This window comes from Acidisphaera sp. S103, from assembly GCF_009765975.1.
Lineage (GTDB): Bacteria > Pseudomonadota > Alphaproteobacteria > Acetobacterales > Acetobacteraceae > Rhodopila.
In genome coordinates this window covers 69,425-93,378 of record NZ_LMUJ01000095.1, presented here as the reverse complement: position 1 = coordinate 93,378, position 23,954 = coordinate 69,425, and the positions used below count along the sequence as shown (strand labels likewise).

17 protein-coding genes and 1 tRNA gene are annotated in these 23,954 nt (G+C 64.0%); 9 read left to right on the top strand and 9 right to left on the bottom strand.

Going from position 1 to position 23,954, the window contains the following annotated elements; genetic code table 11:
* Positions 1 to 326: 326 nt before the first annotated feature.
* The 3 genes from GSQ89_RS31725 to GSQ89_RS31715 form a co-directional block, all read right to left on the bottom strand.
* On the bottom strand, positions 327 to 2,693 hold the full coding sequence (locus GSQ89_RS31725; protein ID WP_158932113.1) for an ATP-binding protein: 2,367 nt from the start codon (positions 2,691 to 2,693) through the stop codon (positions 327 to 329).
* 6 nt (positions 2,694 to 2,699) lie between these two features.
* Positions 2,700 to 3,635: an ABC transporter substrate-binding protein gene (locus GSQ89_RS31720; protein WP_216856511.1), complete on the bottom strand. Its 936-nt coding sequence runs from the start codon at positions 3,633 to 3,635 to the stop codon at positions 2,700 to 2,702.
* 316 nt (positions 3,636 to 3,951) lie between these two features.
* A complete protein-coding gene (locus GSQ89_RS31715) occupies positions 3,952 to 4,254 on the bottom strand; it encodes a hypothetical protein (protein WP_158932111.1) in 303 nt (100 codons plus the stop codon).
* On the opposite strand from GSQ89_RS31715, the gene recO reads away from it, so the two are divergent.
* Together recO and parC are read left to right on the top strand one after the other, a co-directional pair.
* Positions 4,229 to 4,981 carry a DNA repair protein RecO gene (gene recO, locus GSQ89_RS31710; RefSeq protein WP_158932110.1) on the top strand — a complete coding sequence of 251 codons (753 nt, stop codon included), beginning with the start codon at positions 4,229 to 4,231 and terminating at the stop codon, positions 4,979 to 4,981. The two genes, GSQ89_RS31715 and recO, sit on opposite strands and share 26 nt — an antisense overlap.
* A complete protein-coding gene (parC, locus tag GSQ89_RS31705) occupies positions 4,971 to 7,190 on the top strand; it encodes a DNA topoisomerase IV subunit A (RefSeq protein ID WP_158932109.1) in 2,220 nt (739 codons plus the stop codon). The genes recO and parC overlap by 11 nt, the downstream gene beginning before the upstream one ends.
* Before the next feature lie 84 nt (positions 7,191 to 7,274).
* On the opposite strand, the gene GSQ89_RS31700 is transcribed toward parC, so the two are convergent.
* Positions 7,275 to 8,756 (bottom strand): NAD(P)/FAD-dependent oxidoreductase, encoded by a 1,482-nt coding sequence (locus GSQ89_RS31700; RefSeq protein WP_158932108.1) that lies wholly within the window; start codon positions 8,754 to 8,756, stop codon positions 7,275 to 7,277.
* A gap of 156 nt (positions 8,757 to 8,912) precedes the next feature.
* Here GSQ89_RS31700 and tpiA point away from each other — a divergent pair, with 156 nt between their 5' ends.
* The 4 genes from tpiA (at position 8,913) to GSQ89_RS31680 (ending at position 12,336) form a co-directional block, all read left to right on the top strand.
* Complete coding sequence (gene tpiA / locus GSQ89_RS31695; RefSeq protein ID WP_158932107.1) at positions 8,913 to 9,650, top strand: triose-phosphate isomerase; 738 nt, start codon at positions 8,913 to 8,915, stop codon at positions 9,648 to 9,650.
* A 64-nt stretch (positions 9,651 to 9,714) separates the two neighbouring features.
* Entirely contained in the window at positions 9,715 to 10,047 is a 333-nt protein-coding gene (gene secG / locus GSQ89_RS31690; protein WP_158932106.1) for a preprotein translocase subunit SecG, read from the top strand.
* A gap of 72 nt (positions 10,048 to 10,119) precedes the next feature.
* Positions 10,120 to 11,751, top strand: a complete 1,632-nt coding sequence (locus GSQ89_RS31685) for a CTP synthase (protein WP_158932105.1) — start codon at positions 10,120 to 10,122, stop codon at positions 11,749 to 11,751.
* Between the two features lie 3 nt (positions 11,752 to 11,754).
* Complete coding sequence (locus GSQ89_RS31680; protein ID WP_158932104.1) at positions 11,755 to 12,336, top strand: hypothetical protein; 582 nt, start codon at positions 11,755 to 11,757, stop codon at positions 12,334 to 12,336.
* Here GSQ89_RS31680 and GSQ89_RS31675 read toward each other — a convergent pair.
* The 5 genes from GSQ89_RS31675 to GSQ89_RS31655 form a co-directional block, all read right to left on the bottom strand.
* Entirely contained in the window at positions 12,299 to 13,534 is a 1,236-nt protein-coding gene (locus GSQ89_RS31675; protein ID WP_158932103.1) for a glycosyltransferase family 4 protein, read from the bottom strand. The genes GSQ89_RS31680 and GSQ89_RS31675 overlap by 38 nt on opposite strands.
* A 31-nt stretch (positions 13,535 to 13,565) precedes the next feature.
* Positions 13,566 to 16,331, bottom strand: coding sequence for an XrtA/PEP-CTERM system TPR-repeat protein PrsT (gene prsT, locus GSQ89_RS31670; protein ID WP_158932102.1), 2,766 nt, complete (start codon positions 16,329 to 16,331; stop codon positions 13,566 to 13,568).
* Positions 16,332 to 16,342: 11 nt separating this feature from the next.
* Positions 16,343 to 17,761, bottom strand: a complete 1,419-nt coding sequence (gene prsR / locus GSQ89_RS31665) for a PEP-CTERM-box response regulator transcription factor (protein ID WP_174254961.1) — start codon at positions 17,759 to 17,761, stop codon at positions 16,343 to 16,345.
* Positions 17,762 to 17,772: 11 nt separating this feature from the next.
* Positions 17,773 to 19,827 carry an XrtA/PEP-CTERM system histidine kinase PrsK gene (prsK, locus tag GSQ89_RS31660; protein ID WP_158932100.1) on the bottom strand — a complete coding sequence of 685 codons (2,055 nt, stop codon included), beginning with the start codon at positions 19,825 to 19,827 and terminating at the stop codon, positions 17,773 to 17,775.
* Between the two features lie 171 nt (positions 19,828 to 19,998).
* A complete protein-coding gene (locus tag GSQ89_RS31655; protein ID WP_158932099.1) occupies positions 19,999 to 21,348 on the bottom strand; it encodes an exopolysaccharide biosynthesis polyprenyl glycosylphosphotransferase in 1,350 nt (449 codons plus the stop codon).
* A 463-nt stretch (positions 21,349 to 21,811) separates the two neighbouring features.
* On the opposite strand from GSQ89_RS31655, the gene GSQ89_RS31650 reads away from it, so the two are divergent.
* The 3 genes from GSQ89_RS31650 to GSQ89_RS31640 all read left to right on the top strand — a co-directional run.
* A tRNA-Val gene (locus GSQ89_RS31650) sits at positions 21,812 to 21,882 on the top strand.
* Between the two features lie 148 nt (positions 21,883 to 22,030).
* Complete coding sequence (locus tag GSQ89_RS31645) at positions 22,031 to 22,702, top strand: XrtA/PEP-CTERM system exopolysaccharide export protein (protein WP_254073454.1); 672 nt, start codon at positions 22,031 to 22,033, stop codon at positions 22,700 to 22,702.
* A gap of 13 nt (positions 22,703 to 22,715) precedes the next feature.
* A partial coding sequence (locus GSQ89_RS31640; protein ID WP_216856510.1) for an XrtA system polysaccharide chain length determinant occupies positions 22,716 to 23,954 on the top strand: 1,239 nt, incomplete at its 3' end.

The following is a 23,954-nucleotide window of genomic DNA, read 5'->3' as shown; positions in this document are numbered from 1 at the left end:
TGCATCGACGGTCTGGTATCCAGTCTATGCTGGCCAACACTGCCCCGCCCCGATCCTCGGTGCCCGAGTCCAAGCAAACAGTACGGATGTTGTCCGGCGGACACTTGCCAGTTTGCCCCATGTCGCCGGCCACAGCCCGCAGCCGGGACTTGATTTTTTCCGTTGTTATAATGTGACCATAACCAGTATGCACAGTTCCGGCCGAGCGGTCTACCTCCGGTGCCTCAAGAAATGAAAATGCACGGCGCTGTCGTTCGACAGCACCGCCGCCGGGCCCCACAGCCTGCACCGAGGTCTGGCCCGCGACGCTGCCTGCCGCGATCGCGCTAAAATTCCACCAATTTCTCTATGTCCCGCCGCGGATCCGCCAGCCAGGTCCGCAGCCAGCGTGCGGCACGTTCCGTCGCCGGCGGCAGCAGCAACGCGAGCCGCCGGCACGCCTCCTGGTCGCCGGCCTTGGCAGCCGTGTCGAGCGCCATGGCCAGACGGCAGGTTTCCTGCGCCCCGGCATTGCCGGCAGACCCGACAAGCTGGTGCGCCTCGCGCCCCATCGCGCCATAGTCACCCTCGGCCGCCAGCGAGGCGATACGGCTGACGCAGGTGATGGAATGTTCGAGATACAGGTGGGCAAAGTCACGCAGGTCCGCCGCCGACATAACGTCCGCCAGCATCTCAAGCCGCACGAGATCGAACACCGGATCATCATGACCGGGTGTGACAGGTTGCGGCTGCGCCACCGCCCCCGGCAGGCCAGCCAGCTTTGCCAGCAGCAGCGTCGAATCAATCGGTTTCGAGACGAAATCATCCATGCCGGCAGCGAGATATGCCTCCTTCGCGCCAGTCATGGCGTTCGCGGTCAGCGCGATGATCCGAACAAGGCCTCTCTGGTTCGGCAAGGCGCGGATCTGGTGCGTCGCCTCGACGCCGTCGAGGTCCGGCATCTGCACATCCATCAACACGACGTCGTAATCGCCGTCACGGACCGCGGCGACGGCCTGGTTTCCGTCGGCGACCACGGTCACCGTGTGGCCTGAGTTGCGCAACAGGGTCGCTATGAACCGTTGATTGATCGCATTATCCTCGGCAACCAGGATCCGCAGAGGTGCCGCGGGCGGCGCGGGTTGTAAGGCGTCTGCGAGATGCACAACGCCAGAGGCGCTCGCCAGCTTCAACTCGAACCAGAAGGTCGAGCCAACCCCACGCTGGCTGGAGACCCCAATGTCGCCACCCATCAGGGCCACGAGTTCCCGGCAGATGGCTAGACCGAGCCCGGTGCCGCCGTAACGGCGGGTGATCGAGCTGTCTTCCTGGCTGAACCGCTCGAACAGATGGGCCTGCTTGCCGTTTTCGATGCCGATTCCGGTATCACTCACCTCAAACCGCACATGCTCGGTGCGATCGCTCCCGACCGGTCCAACACGCACCGACACGGTCCCCGCCCCGGTAAACTTGACGGCGTTGCCCACGAGGTTCAGCAGGATCTGGCGCAGGCGCATCGGATCGCCACGCCGGGACGGTTCAACCGCCGGGTCAATCCACACACCAAGCGCGATGTCTTTCGCGCGCGCCTGAGGTTCGAACAACAGGGTCGCGCTTTTCACAATGTCGGTCAGATCGAAATCGATCGTTTCGAGTACGAGTTTCCCGGCATCGAGTTTCGAAACGTCAAGAATGTCATCGACAATGTGCAACAGCGCCTGGGCAGAGCGCTGCACGATCGCCGCGTATTCGCGCTGCTCCGGATTAAGCGCGGTATCGAGCAGCAGGCCGTTCATCCCGAGCACGCCGTTGATCGGCGTGCGGATCTCGTGGCTCATATTCGCGACGAACCGGCTCTTGGCCTGGCTTGCCGCCTCCGCCAGCGCGCGTGCCGTCTCGGCATGCTTCGTCGCCTGCGCAAGTTCCGCCGTGCGATCTACGACTTTCTGCTCCAACCCGGCATTGAGTGCGGCGAGTTGACCGCGGTCGCGCTCGATGCGCGCGATCAGGCCGTTGAACGAATCCCGAATGACAGTCAGCTCGGTTCCGGCGGTTACACGTTCATCCGATCGGTCCAGGGCGATCGGCGTCGGATTCTCGGGCGTGGTCGCGTCGATCGCTCGGAACAGCGCAGTCAGCGGACGACTCAGGATACGTCGACCGGCAGCCAGGAAGATGATCCACAGTGCCGCGCCCTCAAGCACCGCGATCCCGACGATCAGGATCGCCCGCCCGATGATCTGGTGAAGCAGGAACGGTCGCCCCGAGATGAATTCGGCATGCCCGACGACGCTGCTGCCGGCCTCGTGGTGGAAGACGATATCGAACCCGGAACGGCTTGCCCCCGCGGCATTTGCCATTTGCGTCTGGTCGCCATCGTTTCGTCCGTCATGGTCGATAGCGACGGCGCCGTCCCGGTTGATGGCATTGACAAAAATATGACCGTTGACCGGATCGGTGACCCGCAGGCCGGTGATCTGCGGAACCGCGACGATACCGCCGGCAATCGCGTCGAGCTTGCCGATGTCCATCGACCACAACGCGTCGGCAAGAGCCGGGCCGAAGACCCGCTGATACATCTGCAGCTCGCGCTGGATCGTCGTTTTGGTATCGACGTATTCCCGGGCGACCAGCAGGATGTTCAGGATGACGGCCACGATGACATAGAAACCGAATGCAACCCGGAACAATCGTGTGACGATGGACGCGGTCACGACGTGTCAATCCGCGTATTTGCTGCTGGCCAGCAAGGCCCGGTAGGCGGCGGAGTCGTTGACCTCGGCGATCGCATTCCAGATTCGTTCGGCGACATCGGGCGCCCTTGCATAGGAGATCTTTGAGAACATCAGGTAGTAGGCTGCGGTTCGCAGCGGTGGTGACAGCTCGACGATGCCGCCGAACTCGGCCTTGTTGCTCCGCAGCATTGGTCGAATGTGGGTCTCGAGTTCAGCGTAGGCGTCCAGGCGGCCGGCGACCAGCTTGTGCAGATCGGCGACATGGCTCATCTCCTCCTCGACCGGCACGCCCATCGCGCGCAACACCGGTACTACCGCGTAACCGGTCGTCGCGCCGACCGGCGCATGCAGATTGGTCAGCGTCTTGCCATCCCAGTGAACATCCGAACCGGCGCGGACGTACAAGCGATAGGACTGATCGAATAATTTCCGGCTCGTGTCAGGCTGCCCGTTCTTCATGGGGTAGACGCCGTAGCGCAGCCGATCCTGGACGTAGCTCGAGGCAAAGATGGCGTCGGCCTGACCAGTTTGTATCAGGTAGAGTCCGCGCTCCCAGGGCACACGGGATAGTGTGATGGGGATATTGGCCCGTGCGCTGGCCATGCGCAGCAGTTCGATCGACAAACCGGGCTTGACCGGGTCGATCTCGGTGCCATTGCCGCAGATCAGCGGCGTGTTGTCGTGGATGTCGTAAACAATGCGAACCGGTTCCGTGGCGGACGCCGGGGTGGCCACGCGCATGCCCTGCGACAGTGAAGCAGGCAGCAGCGAGCGGGCAATGGCACCGAGCACCGAGCGCCGACCGGCTGCTGACCGGCACTCCGCCGCCGGGGCGTGGAGCTCGGGCAGCGATGCAGGCCACGCCTCGAACGACACAGCCGTATCATGCACTGGGGTATCGCACGCGGGCACTTCGCGCATCTGGTTACAGTCGATCCCCAATGAAAGTCTCCAGTGCCACTATTGACCACCACGCCGAAGGGTCATGCTCTCGGCCGGATCGTTCGCATGATGGCTTGATCATTGCTAGCATAAACCAGGACCCGTCTTCGATTTCTCGGGTCCTATCGAGGCAAAAAACCGAGAAATAAACAGAATACGAGAACAACTGCGCGTGATATTATATGATGTCAAAAATTCGTAATTGCTGGTGGTATCGGCTGAAGCTGTCTGAACCCACATCATGCGTGGCGCTGGTTGCAAGTGATACAAATCGTAGTTTGTCGCGTCTTCGGCGTCAAACCTGTCCGTCTGGATCCAGGCAATGCCCGTCACTCGGCGCGCCGTAAAGGCAGAAGATCACCCGTCCACGACCAGCCCTGTCGCCAATCGCCCCGAACGACCAAGCCTGCGTTCCAGCGGGCGCCGCGGCGCCATCAGCGTCGCGGTAAACGCCAGATAATATGCGGCAGCCCTGGGCAGGGTTGCCTTCTGCCGCGACCGTCTGGTCGCCGATCAGCGGATAGGGCATAAAAATCGAGCGCTTACGCCGGATCAGGAATAAACCCAGCCGCATGGAATGGGACGCCCCCGCGATCATCCTCGATGTCCGCCCCTACGGCGAAGGCGACGCCGTTGCCACCGTGATGACCGAAGCCCACGGCCTGCATCGCGGCCTGGCCCGCGGCGGCGCCTCCCGCGGCAAGGCCGCCGCCTGGCAGCCCGGCAACATGCTGCACGTCCGATGGACCGCCCGCCTGTCCGACCAACTCGGCAGCTTCACCGGTGAGATGATTCATGCCGGTGCCGCCCACGCCATGGACGACCCGATGTCCCTCGCCATGCTGACCGCCATCTGCGCCGTCGCCGAGGGCGCACTGCCCGAACACGAACCGCTGCCCCGCGTGTTCGACGGCCTGCTGCACCTGATCCCCCGCTTGCCACTGGGCGACTCGCTGCTGACCGACCTGATCCGCTGGGAACTCATCGTCCTGTCGGACCTCGGCTACGGCCTGGATTTGACCGCCTGCGCGGTGACCGGGCGCATCGACGGCCTGACCTATGTTTCTCCCAAAACCGGCCGAGCGGTGACCGACGAAGGGGCAGGGGATTGGGCCGCTCGGTTGCTGCCGCTGCCGCCATTCCTGATCGGCCCCACGCCGCCCGACGCACAGGCCTGGCGCGACGGCCTGCGCCTGACCGGTCACTTTCTGGAGCGGGACGCGTTCGGCCACCAGCATCGCCCTCTGCCACAGGCGCGCCGGATGCTATACGACCGAGTCTCTGCCCAAGCCGCAAAGGACGACGTGTCGCACAATGCCGGATGATCTGACTGGCCTCATCCAGGAAACCCACCTGAAGGACGCGCTGTCGGAGCGTTACCTCGCCTATGCGCTGTCCACCATCATGTCGCGGTCGCTGCCGGACGTGCGCGACGGCCTGAAGCCGGTGCACCGCCGGTTGATTTACGCGATGCATCAGTTGCGGCTGGATCCCACCGCTGGGTTCAAGAAGTGCGCCCGCGTCGTCGGCGACGTCATGGGTAAATACCATCCGCATGGCGATGCCTCGATTTACGACGCGATGGTCCGCATGGCGCAGGATTTCGCCGCGCGTTATCCGCTGGTCGAAGGCCAGGGCAATTTCGGCAATATCGACGGCGATAACCCCGCCGCGATGCGGTACACTGAGGCCCGACTCACCCAGGTCGCCCAGGCGATGCTGGCTGGCATCGACGAAGACGCGGTTGATTTTCGCCCGACCTATGACGGGGAAGAGTCCGAACCCATCGTCCTGCCGGGCGCATTTCCGAATTTGCTGGCCAACGGCGCGGCGGGCATCGCGGTGGGCATGGCGACCTCGATTCCGCCGCACAATGCGGGGGAAATCTGCGCCGCCGCTATCCATCTGATCCAGCACCCCGACGCCACCACCGCCGATCTGCTGCGTCATATGCCCGGCCCGGATTTCCCCACCGGTGGCGTGCTGGTGGAGGATGCCTCGGCCATCCTCACCGCCTACGAAACCGGCCGTGGCGGGTTCCGGCTGCGTGCGAAGTGGGAGGTGGAGAAAGGCAAGCACGGGACATGGTCCATCGTCGTGACCGAAATCCCCTATCAGGTGCAGAAGTCGCGGCTGATCGAGCAGGTCGCTCAGTTGATGGAGGACAAGAAGCTGCCGCTGCTGGGCGATATCCGCGACGAAAGCAGCGATATCATCCGCCTGGTGCTGGAACCGAAAACCCGGGGCGTTGAGCCGGAAGTGCTGATGGAGACGGTATTCCGGGCAACCGCGCTTGAAACACGGTTTCCGTTGAACATGAACGTCCTCGATGCCACCCGCACCCCCCGTGTCATGGGCCTGTCGGAAGTCGTCCGTTCCTGGCTGGATCACCGCCACGAAGTCCTGGTCCGCCGCTCCAACCATCGCCTGACCGCGATCGAGCGCCGGCTGGAGGTGCTGGACGGCTACCTGCTGGTCTACCTGAACCTCGATGAGGTGATCCAGATCATCCGCGAGGAAGAACATCCCAAGCCGCGCCTGATCGCCCGTTTCAGCCTGACCGACGTGCAGGCCGAGGCGATCCTGAACATGCGTCTGCGCAGCCTGCGCCGCCTGGAGGAAATGGAAATCCGCAAGGAGCACAAATCCTTGTCGAAAGAACTGAAAGACCTGCGCGCGCTGTTGAGCAACGACAAACTGCGCTGGGTACGGATCACCGAGGAACTGGAGGACACGCGCAAGAAATTCGGCTCGGGTCCCCTCGGCGACCGTCGCACCGAACTCGGGACCGCGCCCGCGCCGGTGGACATCAACACCGACGCCTTTGTCGAGCGCGAGCCGATCACTGTCATCCTGTCGGAGAAGGGCTGGATCAGGGCGGTCAAAGGCGCCGTAGCCGATCCAAACGACCTGAAATTCAAGGAAGGCGACAAGGTACGCCTGCTGCTGCCCTGCCAGACCACCGACCGCCTGACGTTGCTCGCCACCAACGGCAAAGCCTTCACCCTGAAAGCCGCCGACCTGCCGCGTGGCCGAGGCGACGGCCAGCCCGTCCGCCTGCTGGCCGAACTAACCAACGAGGACGACATCACCGCCCTGTTCGTCGCGGTAGAAGGCACGAAATACCTGATTGCCTCCAACACCGGCCGAGGCTTCATCGTGCCGGCGACCGAACTTCTGGCAGAGAAACGAACCGGCAAACAGGTGCTGAACCTGAAACCCAAGGAAGAAGCGGCGTTATGCGTTCCGGCCGAGGGCGACCACGTCGCCACCATCGGCGAAAATCGCCGCCTGCTGGTGTTCCCCCTAGACCAGGTTCCCGAAATGGCCCGCGGTTCCGGCGTGATCCTGCAACGTTACAAGGATGGCAACCTGTCCGACGCCAAGGTCTTCCGCCTCGCCGACGGCCTGACCTGGAAACTCGGAGACCGCGTCCGTACCGAAACCGATCTTCGCCCCTGGCTGGCCGAACGCGGCACCGCCGGTCGGTTGCCGCCGAACGGCTTCCCGAAGACACCAAAATTCGGCGGCTAACCGTCCTTGGCTTGTATTACGGCCGGGGAAGCCACTTAAACAGTCACCACCATCCGGCGGGTATCTATCCCCTGCTGGATGGTATCATCCGTAAACGAATACCCTATCGTCCAGATCGATCGCTGGAAACGCGTCCTTTTCGTTCCAGTAATCCTGCGTATGCTGCCATTCCGGCTTGTCGCCGCGCTTCGGCAGCAGATGGATGCCGCGCATGATATACCCCGGATTGAAGTTCTCCGGATCGATCCATGGCAGCAACCTCATATCGGCGTCTTCGGGCCGAGGCATCGGCACCACATATCGAACACCCTTGGCCTGCATATGGTTCAGCAGCCGGCAAACGAAATCGCCCACCAGATCCGCCCGCAGCGTCCAGCTCGCTCGGAAATATCCAAACACCCACGCCATGTTCGGCACGCCAGTGAACATCATACCCCGATACGTTACCGTATCGGAGAACGCCAGCGGCTCGCCGTCGACAAAAAACGCGATGTCCCCCAGCACGTTCAGATGAAAACCCGTCGCGGTGACGATGATGTCCGCCTCGAGGGCCTTGCCGGACTTCAACTGAATGCCAGTCTCGGTAAACCGTTCGATTTCATCGGTCATCACCGATGCCTTGCCAGACGCGATCCCCTTGAACAAATCGGCGTCCGGAACGAACGCGATCCGCTGCCGCCACGGCCGGTAACTCGGTGTGAAATGCGTCGCCACGTCGTAATCCGGCCCGAGTTCCTTGCGCACCGCACCCAACAGTTCCTGCTTCACCACCTCCGGCTCGCTGAACGACCGGCGGGTGAACACATCCTGCTCGAACAGGATCTTCTTGCGCACGATCTCGTGGATCCATTCCTCCTGGATGCCCAGCGCCCGCAATTCCTCGGCTAGCGCGATCGCGTTGCGCCCGGTCCGGAAAAACGTCGGTGAACGCTGCAACATCGTCACGTGCGCGACATCGGCGGCGATCGCCGGCACCAGCGTCGCCGCGGTCGCCCCGGAACCGATGACCACCACCTGCTTGCCGGCATAGTCCAGGTCCTCCGGCCAAGTCTGGGGATGCACGATCCGGCCCTTGAACGACGCCATTCCTGGCCACTCGGGGGTGTAGCCGACCGAGTGGCGGTAGTATCCCTGGCACATCCACAGGAAGTTGGCGGTGAACCGAACCGCCTCGCCGGTGTCCGTTCTGGTGGCCGCGACGGTCCACAGCGCCGCCTCGCTCGACCAGCTCGCCGAGTCGATCCGATGGTGGTAGCGGATGTGCTGGTCCAGGCCGTTCTCCTGGATGACCTCGCCCATATAGGACCGGATCTCCGCCGCGGTGGCGATCGGCGCGCTGGTCCACGGCTTGAAGCGATAGCCGAAGGTGTGCAGGTCGCTGTCGGACCGGATGCCCGGATAGCGGTGGGTCCACCAGGTGCCGCCGAAACTGTCCTGCGCTTCCAGCACGACGAAGCGTTTGCCGGCGCATTGCGTGGTCAGGTGGTAGGCGGCACCCACGCCGGAGATGCCGGCGCCGACGACCAGGACGTCAAAGTGTTCGGTGCGTGTTGCCGTCTCGCTCATGGGTTTGGATCTTCTTGGCTGGGTTGGACGCGTTCGCCTTACTGCATAGTAGATGCCGCGAACCGCTGCGTCGAGGCGGAACGGCGCCTTCGCTCTTGACGCGCCCGATCAGTGCGTTAGCTGCATTCCCACAGCAGGGAAGGGGAGACACCAAGGATGCCGCAACTGATTGCCGGAAACTGGAAGATGCATTGCCTCGCGGCCGAGGCGGTCGCCTTGGCACAGGGCGTCGCCGCCGGCGCGCAGGGCATCGAAGCCGAACTCCTTGTCTGCCCCACCGCCCTGCACGTCGAGGCCGTCGCCCGGGCGCTGCAAGGCACCCCGGTCGCCGTCGGCGGCCAGGATTGCCATCAGGCGAAGCAGGGTGCCCATACCGGCGACATCGCCGGCCCGATGCTGCGTGACGCCGGCGCCACCTGGGTGATCCTCGGCCATTCCGAACGCCGGCAGAACCATGGCGAAACCGACGAACTGGTGCGCGAAAAGACCCTGGCGGCGGTTGCGGCCGGGCTGACCCCGATCGTCTGTGTGGGTGAGAACGCCGATCAGCGGGCTGGTGGCCAGGAAACCGAGGTCGTTGGCTGGCAGCTTGCCGGCAGCCTGCCGAAGCCTTTCGCCGGCGTCGTCGCTTACGAACCCATCTGGGCGATCGGCACCGGCAAGACCGCGACCGAGGAAGATGTCGCCCTGATGCACGCCTTCATCCGCGAGGAACTGGTCCGCCAGTTCGGCGACGACGGCCAAACCATCCGCATCCTCTACGGCGGGTCGGTCAAAGCGGCCAACGCCGCGTCCCTGCTGGCGGTGCCGAACGTCGGTGGCGCGCTGGTCGGGGGCGCCAGCCTGAACGCTGGAGAATTTCTAGCGATTGCCCGCGCGGCCCAGGCCGGGTAAGAGGCGCGCGCGGCGGTGTCGTCGATCGGCATCGCCGCTATGCTTGTTTGAAGGTCCCCCTGCGTTGAGCACCGTACTGCTGATCATCCATCTGTTCGTGACCCTGGCCCTGATCGGCGTCGTCCTGATTCAGCGTTCGGAGGGTGGCGGGCTTGGCATCGGCAGTTCCCAGGGCATGGGGTCGTTCATGTCCGGCCGCGGAACCGCCAACCTGCTGACCCGCACCACGGCTATCCTGGCGGTGATCTTCATGGGGCTGTCGCTGACCCTGGCGCTATTGAACCGCGGCTCCTCCGGGCCGGCACATTCGATCTTGGATACGCCGGCCCCGGCGGCCACCACAACTCTACCGCCGCCGCCGCCCAAGCCGGCAGGCCCGTCCGCACCAACCAATTGATAGCTGTCAAATGTGTGAATTCTCACCGACGGGCTTCCCCAAGCCCGATTCGGTTCGGTATGGTGGGCGCCCATGACGCGATATGTGTTTGTCACTGGCGGCGTGGTTTCATCCTTGGGCAAAGGAATCGCCGCGGCGGCGCTTGGCGCGCTGCTGCAGGCTCGCGGTTTCACGGTCAAGCTGCGAAAACTCGACCCCTACCTGAACGTCGACCCAGGCACTATGAGCCCGTATCAGCACGGGGAGGTCTTCGTCACCGATGACGGGGCCGAGACCGACCTCGATCTGGGGCACTATGAGCGCTTCACGGGCGTCCACGCCACGAAGCTCGACAACGCCACCACCGGCCGCATCTACCAGGACGTGATCGCCAAGGAGCGGCGGGGCGACTATCTGGGCGCCACCGTGCAGGTGATTCCGCACATTACCGACGCCATCAAGGAAGTGGTGCTGCGCGACACGGAGGCGTTCGACTTCGTGCTGGTGGAAATCGGCGGCACCGTCGGCGACATCGAAAGCCTGCCCTTCCTCGAAGCCATCAGGCAGCTTGGGAACGAGCTTGGTCCGCAGCACGCGATGTTCGTGCACCTGACCTTGGTGCCGTACATCCCTTCGGCCGGCGAACTGAAGACCAAGCCGACGCAGCACTCGGTGAAGGAATTGCTGAACGTCGGCATCCAACCGCAGATGCTGCTGTGCCGCTGCGACCGGCCGATCCCGGACAACGAACGCCGAAAGATCGCGCTGTTCTGCAACGTGCGCGCCGAAGCGGTGATCCCGGCCCTGGATGTCGGCACGATCTATCAGGTGCCGATCGCCTACCACGAAGAAGGCATGGACCGCGAAGTCCTGCGCCATTTCGGCCTGAACTTCGAGGCCGAACCCGATTTGTCACGCTGGCGCCGGATCGTCGACACTGTGCAGACCCCGGAAGGCGAAGTCCGCATCGCGGTGGTCGGCAAATACACCAACCTGCTGGACAGCTATAAGTCGCTCTCCGAGGCTCTGGTCCACGGCGGCATCGCCAATCGGGTGAAGGTCCGCCTCGACTGGGTGGACAGCGAAATCTTCGAGCAGCCGGACACCGTCCACCGTCTTGAAGGCGTGCATGGCATCCTGGTGCCCGGCGGTTTCGGCGAGCGCGGCACGCCCGGCAAGATCGAGGCGGTCCGCTTCGCCCGCGAACGCAACGTGCCGTTCTTCGGCATCTGCTTCGGCATGCAGATGGCGGTCATCGAGGCCGCTCGGAATCTCGCCGGCATGCCCGAGGCGTCGTCCACCGAGTTCGGCCCTTGCGATACCCCGGTCGTCGGCCTGCTAACCGAGTGGGCTCGCGGCAACCAGATCGAGCGCCGGACAGCCGACGAGGCGAAGGGCGGCACCATGCGCCTGGGCGCCTATCCGGCGCTGCTGGCCGAGGGCAGCCTGGTAAGGTCGATCTATGGTGGTGCGTCGGTCGTGGAGGAACGCCACCGGCAGCGCTATGAGGTCAACGTCAATTTCCGAGCGCCGCTGGAGGCGGTTGGCCTGCGGTTCTCCGGCATGTCGCCCGATGGTGTGCTGCCGGAGATTATCGAGTTTCCGGGCCATCCGTGGTTCGTCGGCGTGCAGTACCATCCAGAGCTGAAGTCCAAGCCGTTCGCGCCACATCCGCTGTTCGCCGGATTTATCGCGGCGGCGGTACGCCAGGCTCGGTTGGTCTAGCCGATGCCATCGGGCGCCACCGTCGCCCTGGACGACGTGCCGCCGATCGATTTGCGCAATCTCGGCTGGGTTGCGCTGGCGCTGGGTGTGCTGGTGGCGGCGATCGTGATCGACGATGCGTGGCTGCTCAACTTTGTCCATGTGATGGCCGGCGTGCTGTGGACCGGCATCGATCTGTTCATGGGTTTCGTGATCGGTCCGATCCTGCGCAGTGCGTCGGTCGCGGTTCGAAGGGCCATCGTGCTGCGGCTGATGCCGAAAATGCTTTTTCTGCTGCCCACGCTGGCGACTGTCACAGGTACCGCGGGATGGTTCCATGCCCGACAGATTGGCCTGCTGGACGTTGGCTACCCGGCTTATGGGTGGGTGCTGGCCGCGCTGGTGATCGTCGCGATCCTCACCGTCCAGGGCTTCGCGGTGCTGCTGCCGGTCAATCTGTTGGTTTATTTCGAGATGCGGAAGCCGATTCCCGATGGTGCTCGTATCGGCCGCCTGATGCGCCGCTATGTCTATGCGGTTGGCTTCCAGGGCGTGATGCAGGTCGCGATCATCGTGGTGACGGCGCGCTTTGTGACGGGGCTTTGACTGTCGGACGTGCGTTTTCCGCGTTGATCACCCGGCGGAACAGCCCCAACTGACCTTGCGTCGTCTCATCCCAACTAAACGGTTCAGCATACGCCCGCGTGCTCGCTCGGTCGGGCATGGCCGCGAACAGCCGGCGCACGCCCGCGGCGATCCCGTCCGGCGTGTTCGGCTGGTAGATCACCCCGGCCGCGGGCGCCCGCACCACCTCGGGGTTGCCCCAGATGTCCGATGCGACCACCGGCGTGCCGCAGGCCATCGATTCCAGCAGCACGTTCGCCCAGCCCTCACGCGAGGAAGCCAGCACCGACGCGTCGGCCGCCCCGTAGAGTGTCGGCAGGTCCCGATGCGGCCGAGGTCCCAGCAGCCGCACCCGGTCCCCCAGGCCATGCGCCGCGATCAGTGCCGACAGACGGTCGCGTTCCGGCCCTTCACCGGCGATGACCAATCCGAACCCGGGCAACTGGCGCATGGCCTCGATGGTCCGATGATGCCCCTTGCGCTCGATCAGCCCGCCAACCGAGATCAACGTCGGTCCCTTCAGCCCCAGCGCCGCGCGCGCGGCTGCCCGATCCGCCGGTGGCCGGAACAAATCCGTCTCCACCCCGTTGCGCAGCACCGTCACTTTCTCGGGCGGGGCGCCCAGGGCCACCAGTGCCTGTTTCAGCGCGGCACTGACGGCGATCAGCGCGCTGGCGTCCCGGATTGCACCCTGGATCAGGCGGCGCGGCACACGATAGTGTGGGATCAGGTTCACGTCCGTCCCACGGGCGGTCATCACCACCGGCAGCCCGAAGCGACGCCCGAGCCACACCGCGGCGACGCCGTCGGGGTAGACGTAGTGGGCGTCGATTGCGTCGAACCGGTGCCCCTCTGCCAGTAGCCGCGCGATCTGAGGCACCATTGCCCGATACAGCAGCCAAGGCGCCACCGACATGCCTACCTTCGGCAAGACCGGATAGCGCGGGTGCAGGATTGCGATTCCGTGACGGGTTTCCGCCGCCGGCGCGCCTGCGTTCAGTGCCCAGTCGCCGAACCGAGTGGACCGGCTGGGGAACCAGGGCACCGGCGCCAGCACAGTGCTGGTGACCTGTTGACTGGCCAACAAATGGCGCAGCCGATTCTCCACGAAAATACCGTGGTTCGGCCTGGCCGCATGCGGAAACAAGGTGGAGAACGTCAGCAGGCGAACAGGAACCATCCCGGGCGCGGCCCGTTCCGGAGCGTCCAGATCAGGTGCCTTTCGCCATGTCGTCCAGTAGTTTCTGCGCCTCGACCTTTTCCTTGAAATTGGCTTTGTTGGCGACGACAGTTTCCAACTGCTTCTTCGCTTCGTCCTTGTTGCCGGTATCCTTCAGGGCCACCGCGAAGTGATACAGAATTCGGGGATCGGACGCGCCGTCACCACTCGCTTGGCGCAGCAGCGCCACACCGCTTTGCGCGTTCCCCGAGGTCGTCAAAATCCAGCCCAGCGTATCGGCGGTCTGCGAGCTGGGCGCCAGCACGTAAGCCTGACGGGCCATGGCCTGTGCTTTCGTGTCATCCCCGAGCTGCTGGTAGACCCAGGCCAGGTTGTTCAGCGCAACCGCGTCATGCGGTTTCTGCTTCAGCAAAATCTCCAGATATTTAGCCGCGTCGGGCAATTTGGACGTGGCGATGTAGATCTCAGCCAACTGCTCGGTTGCCACCATGTCGTCGCCGTGCTTGCCGACCCAGTCCAGCAACAGCTTGGTCGCATCGTCCGGGCGCTGGGATCGCAGAAGCGCGCCTGCCAGCCGCGTTACCAGAAGACTGGATGGAGAGGCGTCGTTGGCGGCGGTGTAGGCCGCCACGGCGTCCGCCGGCCGATTGGCCGCCAGGTAGATGTCGCCCTTCAGCGCCTTGATACCGGCGAAATCGCGATCCTGGGACTGTAGCCGGTCAGCCGTCGCGAGCGCGGCGTCGATGCCCGTGGATTTCAGGTCGATCATGACATAGTCCTGATAGAGCTGATAGTCGCGCGGGTTGAGGGCGATGCCGGCGGTGACGACATTGCGGGCAGTTTCGAAGTCGCCGGCATCGATCAGCAGGGCGACAAGCTGCCGTCTCGCACCGACCACGCTACCGTCATTCTTGAGAATTTGGGTATAGGTGTCGCGGGCCTCCTTTTTCTGCCCCAGCGCGAGATACGCGGCAGCCTCGAGGCTCAGGATATCGGACGCACTGGCGTTCGCTCCCTTCTCCGCCTCGGCGAGGTCCAGGGCCTTTTGAGCCGAACCGCCGCGGATGTAGAGGTCGCCAAGGGTGACGGTCACCCGGGTGACCGTCGGATCGGAGGCATGCGCGCGCTCTAGCAGGGCGATCGCATCCGGCATCCGGTTCGCCTGAACGTCGCCGGAGACCAGCATCGACAGCGCCGGTTCGGCGGTCGGCTGCTTGGAGAGAACGTCATTCAGGATTTTCTCGGCCCCGGCCTTATCGCCCATCATGATATCGACGCGGGCAAGGTTGATCTTGGCAGGTGTGAAGTCCGGATATTTCTGGACCAGATCAGTGAAAACGGCCTTCGCACCAGGGAAGTCGATCTGGGCGAGCTTGAACAGGCCGTCCAGGTTTCCGACGACGTCGGTCGAGCCTTCGGCGACCTTGATCTTGGCCAGTGCGTCGGCGGCTTTCGACGTGTCGCCGGTCGCCAGAGCCGCGAAGAACAGGGCTTCGCCCACCGCCGGCATCTTGGGCGCGAGTTGCAGCGTGTGCTCCAGGTCACCCATCGCGGTATCGACGTCGCCCATGCCCATGCGAACCGAGGCCAATCTTGTTTGCACGCCGACATTGTTCGGCGCCAGCGCCTCGGCCTTCTGGAACGCCGTGATCGCCTCCGTCCCCCGCCCGGTCGCCGCATAGGCTCGGCCAAGCAAGTCGTACGCCTCGGCGTCGCCCTTGCCGGATTCGGCGACCTTCGCCAGCGTATCGACCACCTGGTCCGGCCGGTGCTTGGCGAACTGGATCCGCGCGAGGATCTTGTACGCCGCTAAATCGTTCGGAGCCCGCCCGAGGTATTTTTGGGCCGCTTCTTCCGCCTGCTCAATCTGGCCAAGCTGCTCCTTCACCACGGCTTGCAGGTAATAGGCGCGCTGGATGCGTCCGACATAGCCCGAGATGCGTTCGAGGTCGGCGTCCGCGGCCTTATAATTGCGCGCCTGTGCCTCCATCACCGCCTTCAGGTAGATGGCGTTGACGTTGCCCGGCGTGCCCTTCAGCACCGTATCGATGTCGGCCCGGGCTGCGTCCTCCTTGCCAGCCGACAATTCCAGGCTGGCGCGATCGAGACGGGCCTGCATGATACTGGGCTGGTCGGTGATCAAGGCATCGAGTACCGCGATCGCACCCGGGACGTCGTTCTTCAGCCGCAGCAATTGCGCCTTCGCCAGCAGCGCCTCCGACGATTTCGGCTGGGCGGCGATCGCCCGGTCGATCTTCACCTGGGCACCCGCCAGATCGGCCTTGGCGACCGCGAGCCGCGCCTCGGCCAGCAACGGTTCCACCGCGTTCGGCGCCGCCTGTTCGGCTTCGGCGAAGGATTTCTGTGCATCCTCGGGGCGCTTCAGGCCGATTTGGGCGTAGCCGCGGGACACCAGGATGGTGGCATCCAGGAGCGGGTCCTTGCCGTCCGGCTTCAGCGTGTTCAGCAAATCATCGAATTTGTTCTGCGCCAGCAGCGCCTGTGCCAGAAGCGGAACGGCCTGATGCGGGTCGTAGCCCCGATCGCGCGCGGCCGCCGCCTCGCGTTCCGACGCGACCGGGTCGCCCAGTTCAAAGCTGACGCGGCCGAGCCAGTAATGCGCTTCGGCGTTTTGGGGGTCGTTGCGGACGGCGTTGCGCAGGTCGATCTGGGCGGATTTGAGGTCGCCCTTCTTCAACGATGCTTTCGCGGTGGACAGATAGTCCGCGTGGGCGGCGATCGGAAAGGCGCCGAGCCAGGCACCCATCAAGATCCAGCCGAGAGACCTGTATCGCATCGGTTACACCCTTAATCGTTCTGCGTTGTGGTTTCAGTGGCGCCGGTGGTGGCCGGGGCGGCGTCGCCCGATCGGATCGCTTCGTTCCCGAACCCGTGCGCTTCCATCAGGCCATACAAGGTCGGACGGCTGACGCCGAGCATCCGCGCCGCCACGGACAGGGTATTGTTGCTGCGGACCAAAGCCTCCTGGATCACATCCCGTTCGGCCCGCAGCCGTGCGGAACGGATATCGAGGTCCGGCAGATCGCCGATCGGCGGCGCCAGTTCAAGATCGACGGCATCGATCAGCCGCCGATCTGCCATGACGACGGCACGCTTGAGACGGTTTTCCAGTTCCCGCACGTTGCCCGGCCATTCATGCGTGTTCAATGCGTGGGTGGCATGTTCGGTGAACCCGCGGATGCCCCGGCCGAACTCCTGATTGAAGCGGTTCAGGAAAAAGTTCGCCAGCAGCACGATATCGGTGCCGCGGTCGCGCAGCGGCGGGATGCGGATGGTGAAGGCATTCATGCGGTAGAACAGGTCGCCGCGGAAAACGCCCTGGCCGATCTTCTCATCCAGGTTGGCGTTGGTGGCGGAGACGATGCGGACGTCGACCTGTATCTTCTGCCGGCCGCCGATGCGCTCGACGATCTGGTCCTGCAGGAAGCGCAGCAGCTTGACCTGCAACGGATGCGGCAGGTCGCCGATTTCGTCGAGGAACAGCGTGCCTTTGTGCGCGTTCTCGATCTTGCCGATGGTCTGCTTGACCGCCCCGGTGAAGGCCCCGCGTTCGTGCCCGAACAGTTCGCTTTCCAGCAGGTTTTCCGGGATGGCACCGCAATTGATGGCGACGAACGGCTGCTTGGCGCGGGGACCCAGGTCATGCACCGCCTTGGCCAAGGCTTCCTTGCCGGTGCCGCTTTCGCCCAGCAGCAGCACCGGAACGTTGGTGGTGGCGATCTTTTCGATATCGCGGCAGACCTTCAGCATCCCTGCATTGCCGGTGACGATCCGCTCGATCGGGGAGGAGACCGGCGCGGCGACGAGGCGGCGGTTTTCCTCCTCCAGCCGATGCAGGTTCAGGCCACGTTCGATGATGGTGCGCAGCACCTCGATCTCGACCGGTTTTTCGCAGAAATCATAGGCGCCGGCGGCGATGGCGCGCAGTGCGTTCTTGCGCTCGCCATTGCCGGTCACGACGATAATCTTGGTCTGCGGCGCGATGCGCAGGACGTCGGACAGAGTGGCAAAACCTTCGCTGACACCGTCCGGATCAGGCGGCAGGCCCAGATCCATGATGGCGACGGGTGGACTTTCCCGTTTCACCAGCGCCACGGCCTGCGGGCGCGCATGCGCCATCAGGACTTCGCAGGCGGGAAATGCCCAGCGGTACTGGGAGCAGAGACCTTCGTCGTCCTCGACGATCAGCAGTTTCGGTTTCGACATTCCGCTTCCGTTCATGCGTCGGCCGAGGCAGGCTCACCGACACCGGGCCGGACCGAGGGAAGAATGATCCGCATCGTGGTGCCGGCGCGCGGACGGCTGAACACCAGCAGGTCGCCCCCGGCGTCGCGCACCAGCTCCCGAGCCTGGTAGGCGCCGATGCCGTGGCCGTCGCCCTTGGTGCTGCGCAGCGGGCGGAACAATTCGTCGCGGACGAATTCCGGCGCCATGCCCGCACCTTCGTCGATGATGTCGACGACGACGCCGTGGGCCTCCATCCGCAGGTCGACCCGCACCGGTGTCTCAGGGGGCGAAGCCTCGGCGGCGTTGTTCAGCAAGTGGGTAACCACGGCATCGAACGCATCTGGGTCGATCGCCGCGCCCGCGCCCTCACTCCGGTCGGAGAAAGCGATGTCCCGGTGCCGTGTCATCTGGCACGTGTCGACAAGGTCACGAAGCCGTTCCGCTGGCGTGATCAGTGCGTGGTCGCGTTCCTGCCGTTCGGCCTGCAGGCGGGATAGCAGCCTGGTGATCTTGCCGACAGAGGCCCGCACGGTGGCCAGCATATCGCGCTGGAAGTCGGGATTGTCCGCATAAACCTCGGCATTGGTCAGAAGCATCGAAAGCTGCCCGGACACGTTCTTGATGTCATGAATGACGAAAGCGAAGCGCTGGCTGTACTCGCGCAACTGGTGGGTCTGCGTCAGGATCTGCATGGCCCGTTGTTCCGCCACGCGGCTCGCGATTTCGCGACCAATCACTCGTAGCAGGTCGTAAGCCTCCCGGTCCAGTTTGAATTGCGCCCGCGACCGGGCAAGCACGACGAATCCAATCACCGTACCGAAATGATTGAGCGGCAGAACGACCCAGGACCGCCGCAGTTCGGGTAGCCAGGTGTCGGATCCGGGTTGTTCGTCCAGCCGCACGATCCAGTCGCCGTCCCGGAACAGGGCGACCAGGGGATGGCCCGGCGGCACCGGCGTCGCGACCGCGGGCATGTTCCAGGATCCGGCCCATTGGAAGGCGACATCGCGCGGCGGACGCACGAACAACGCGCCGGCGGGGCTGTCCACGATTTCGGCCGCTGCTCGTATTGCCCGCTTGTGCAGTGCGACGAACGCTTCCGGCGCGGTCAGGGCGTCGATGCAGCGCATCCATTCGCGGCGGTAGTCGTAGCGGTTGCTGAAGAAATTCTCCACCACCAGCGATTTGATGCGGGACCGGGCGGATCCCGAGGTCAGCGTGACCGCCACGGCGAGGATGGCGGCGAAGATAAGCGACGTTTCGGCGACGCGGCCCCATTCGGACCCGCCGCGGCGGAAGACTTCGCCGATCAGGGCAACCGCCAGCAGGAATATGCCGCTGGCGATCAGGGTGAAGCTGTGGAAGACGACGTCACGGGACACATGGATATCGACAGCCCAGCGCCGATTGCGCACCGCGGCCAGCGCGATCAACGGCGCGGCCATGATGATGGCGGGTGCGCGTGCCTCCAGCAGCACGAACGACAGCCGATGAAACAGCACGCCGTCGGCGTAGAGCAGCAGATCGTAGAGGAACACACCGCCGAGGGCGACGCACAGCAGATTGATGTTCCACCGCGATTCGCGAGGTGTGTTGAAATACAGGTTTTCCAGCAGCAGCACGTTGCAGATGGCGAAACCGAGGCGCGTGGCGGTACCAAGCGATTGCAGGCTGGCGGAGGAGGGCCCGGCGAATAACTCGAGCAGCGGAGCGCCCACGAAAATCAGCAATGCCAGCAGCCCCATCGTCTTGAAGGCACTGGACACCTGCTCGTCCGACGCGACCGATCGGCGGTACAGATGCAGGATGAAACCATACCAGGCGGCGGACCGGCCGACCTCCAGCCACGAGGCGAGACGGCCGACAGGGGCATGCCAGGCCATGGCGAAGGTCGCGGCCCAGACCGCGGTCACCGCGCAGGCGAAGGCAAGCCACGCACCGGTGCGGCTGAGCGGCGGGCGCGCGAGGATCAGCAGCGCCAGCGCAGCATAAACGACAGCGCAGGCGCCATGCAGGACGACGATCGCGGGAATTTCGAGTGTCATGTTCACGCTGCTCTTAGACCACTTTCACGTCGATCCGTAGCCTGAATGTGATCTGGCGGTGCGCCCCCTGCGTCCGGCGCATCAGGTGGCGGGTGAAGGCGATCGGCGGGTTCCGAAACAAGGGTTCCATGTCTGGCGTTCGCCCGCTATGGCGACTGTCAGGCCCCGACGCTAACGCGCGCCCTCACGGAACAGCACGACGCGGATGGTCGAGATCAGAATGATCATGTCCAGCACGATGGTGCGGTTTTTCACGTAGTACAGGTCGAAGGCAAGCTTTTCGCGGGCGTCCTCGACCGAGGCGCCGTAAGGGAAATTGACCTGCGCCCACCCGGTCAGGCCAGGCTTGACGTATGTGCGCTGGCGGTAGAGCGGAATGGCCCGCGCCAGTTGCTTGACGAAATGGGGACGTTCGGGGCGCGGTCCGACCAGGCTCATTTCGCCCCGGAGGATATTCGCCAGTTGCGGCAATTCGTCGATGCGGGTGGCACGGATGACGCGGCCGACCCTTGTGACGCGCGGGTCCTGTTTTTGCGCCCAGAGTGGACGGCCGTTCGCCTCGGCGTCGGCGGTCATGCTGCGGAACTTGAACAGGGTGAAGGTCGTATCGACCCGGCCGACCCGCCGCTGGCGGTAAAACACCGGCCCGGGGCTGTCGATTTTGATCGCCAGCGCGGTGAGTGCCATCAGCGGCAGCAACAGCACCAGCATGCAGCCGCCGACGACGATGTCGCACAACCGTTTCAGCCCGGCGGAACGCTTGCCGGCGAGGAAGTCCTGGCCCAGCAGCAGATCGTTCGCGGTCAGTGCGTCCAGATCGATGCGGCCGAGGTACTTCTCGCGGAAGGCGGCGGCGCTGGAGATACGCATGCCGCGGAACTTGCAGTCCAGCAGGGCTTCGATTGTCGCTTCTTCGGGTTGGGATGCGACCACGACGCCCCAAATGTCTCGCTGCCGAAGCGATGACCACGACATCGTCTGGCCCTGATGCACGATGGGATCGAACAGGCGGCCGCGGCGGGACAACAGATGGGCACTCAAGGCGCCGACCTGCGCCGGGTCACCGAGAAGCAGGACGAGACGGCCCATCGATCTGTGGCCGGTGACGATCCCGTAGGCCCGACGGATCAGGGCCATCGCGGCGAGCCACGCGACGATCGTTTCCGCTGTATGAACAGCGTTGCCGTCGCGATGTCCGCGATGCGGCCAGCCGTCGACGAAGAACAGCACGGTCAGGGTGATGATCGCGGCGAGGCCGCCGGCCGTCAGGAGCCGCTTGCCCTCCAGGCAGACCTCCGGGCGATAGAGGCCGATGATCAGGGCAACCCCGCCGCTGATGAGGGTGAGAATGGCGGCCAGGGCGACCCCACCGGAAGGCAGGATCTCGGCGACCGCGGGCAGTGGCATGGACGCGCCGGCGGCTTGAATCGCAACGTAGATCGCCGCGAAGGACAACGTCAGTTCAACCAAGCCCAGGATGGCCATCTCGCGTGATGGATAATGCGCCACCGCACGCGGCATCAAAGCCGTCCTTCCAATCCGACGGCACAGGCGCTAAAGGGGCGGCCAGTAGCGAACCGGAGCCGCGTGGCGCAGTGGACCATCGGGGGATGTCTTTCGCGTGCATTTGCTTGGGTGGCCGGTTTAGGGCGCCACCAAAGGAAACGTTGCAGATCGATGTGCGGCTCGTCAATTGATTTTTCGAACTTAATCATACTATTCGAAAATATGCTCGGCTCTCACAAAAAACCTATTACATTTAGACAAAATCTACGTTAATAGATGGTTACAAGTGGATTTTAGGTAGACATGCCGCTCGATGGACAATCTATGGTAGTGCATGTGACGCCGATCCCACTTCCTGCTGGCCATCTCCATGTCCGCGTTGAACTGTCCTATCCGGGGTGTTATAGCCGTCCTCACGAATTGGGGAGGCTGTCCGTCGGCATGATTCCGCGGTCCGGGGACCCTCGATTGACGCGAAAGGCGTGTAGCTCATTGGCAGAGCGCTGCTTGAACATGGCAGATGAGGGGGTTCGATTCCTTCCGCGCCTACCGTCGCCCGTAAGCTGCCGTCCGGAGCTTGTTGCATGCCTGTCCGATACGTCGCCCGCCATCCTGGCACCGTGCGGTTCTTCCAGAGGTTAACGTGATTCAAGATTGGCTCCGTCGGACGCGACAATTCATTCGTGGGCAGGCCGGCTTGTCCTGGCCGTTGCGGCGTGATGCCGTCACATGCTGGCTTCCGCGGTTCGCGCCGGTGCTGGGGGTCGCCCTTGTCCTGATGCTGACCGGCTGCGACACGACCATGTTCGGGGGCCACGCCCCGCCGCCGGTGGTCCAAAAGAGCACGGTCAAGGTGCCTGACGAGTACATCATCGGGTCCGGCGACCAGCTCAGCATCTTCGTCTATCGCAATCCCGATCTCAGCGAGGCCGGCGTCGCGGTACGCCCCGACGGAAAAATCTCGACCCCGTTGATCGAGGACATCGTGGCCGCCGGCAAGACGCCCACGCAACTGGCCCGCGAGATCGAGCAGCGGCTGACCAAATACATCCAGGACCCGAACGTTACGGTCATCGTCCGCGGCTTCATCGGACCGGCCGACCGGCAGGTGCGGGTGATCGGCGAGGCGACCGATCCGATCGCGATCCCATACCGCGACAATATGACCCTGCTGGACGTCATGATCGCGACCAAGGGCCTGACCAAATATGCCGCCGGCAATCGCGCGGTCATCGTTCGCACCGGGACTGACGGCAAACGGCAAACCATCAAGGTACGGCTGAGCGACCTGATCAAGGACGGCGATATCGGCCAAAACATCGCGATGATGCCCGGCGATACGCTGATCATCCCCCAATCCTGGTTCTGAGGACCTACCGGTCATGGATTCAGTGCGCATCCTGCTTTCCCAGTATCTGCGAGCGGCCTGGCGCCGCCGCTGGATGGGCGTGATCGTCGCCTGGCTGCTCTGCGGCATCGGCTGGGTCGGGGTGTACATGATTCCCAACCAGTACGAGTCCGGCGCGCGCCTGTACGTCGATGCCGATGCCGTGCTGACCCCGCTGCTGCGCGGTCTCGCCGCGGATTCCGCGCCAACCACCCAGCTTGAGATTCTGCAGCGCACATTGTTGAGCCGGCCGAATCTGGAAAAACTGATTTCCAAGACTGACCTCGATCTGACCTTGAACAGCCCATCCGATCGTGAGCGGCTACTGAGCCGTCTGGCCACCGACATCAAGGTCACCCCGCAGACCAGGAACCTGTTCACCATTTTCTATCGCGACAAAAGCCCCAAGCTGGCGCACGACGTGGTCCAGACCCTGCTGACCATCTTCGTCGAAAGCGCCACCGGCGGCTCCCGGTCGGATATGGAGAATGCGCGCCGCTTCCTGGAACGCCAGATCCAGTCGTACGAGCAACAGCTTCGCGCGGCGGAGAAACGCCGGGCGGATTTCCGAGCCCGTTACCTTGAAATCCTGCCCGCCGACAACAATCCAAACGTTCCGGCACTGGAAGGTGCCCGCGCCTCGGCGCAGCAGTTTGATGGCAAGTTGCAGGACGCCTTGATCGCCCGTGACGCCTTGAAGCAGGAGGTGGAGAACACGCCGCCGATGCTTGTCGTCGAATCTGGCGGCCCGAATGGCACGACGGTCAACGGCCAACCGGTGAAGACCCGATTGCAGGAAGCGGAAGATCAGCTTCGGATGCTGCTGCTGAAGGACACCGACCAGCATCCCGATGTGATCGCCCAGCGCAAGCTGATCGAGTCACTCAAAACCGCGCCGCCGGACACGCCCGCGCCGACCGCAACGACCAAAGCCGCCGACCACGACGCCGGTTCCAGCGGTGTCAAGCGCTCTGTGCCAAACCAGGTGTACGATCAGTTGAAGGTCAAGCTGATCGAAGCCGATACCGGCATCATCACTTTGCAGCGCCAGCGCGACGACGCGGTCCGCAATCGCGACCGCCTGGAGAAGATCCAGCGGGAGCAACCGGGCCTGATCGCCGAATACCAGAACATGGACCGCGACTACACCGTGCTGCGGCGCAACTATGAGGAACTGCTGGGTCGCCTGCAGTCGGCGAACATCGCCGAGGCGGCGGATACGCAGGCCGACAAG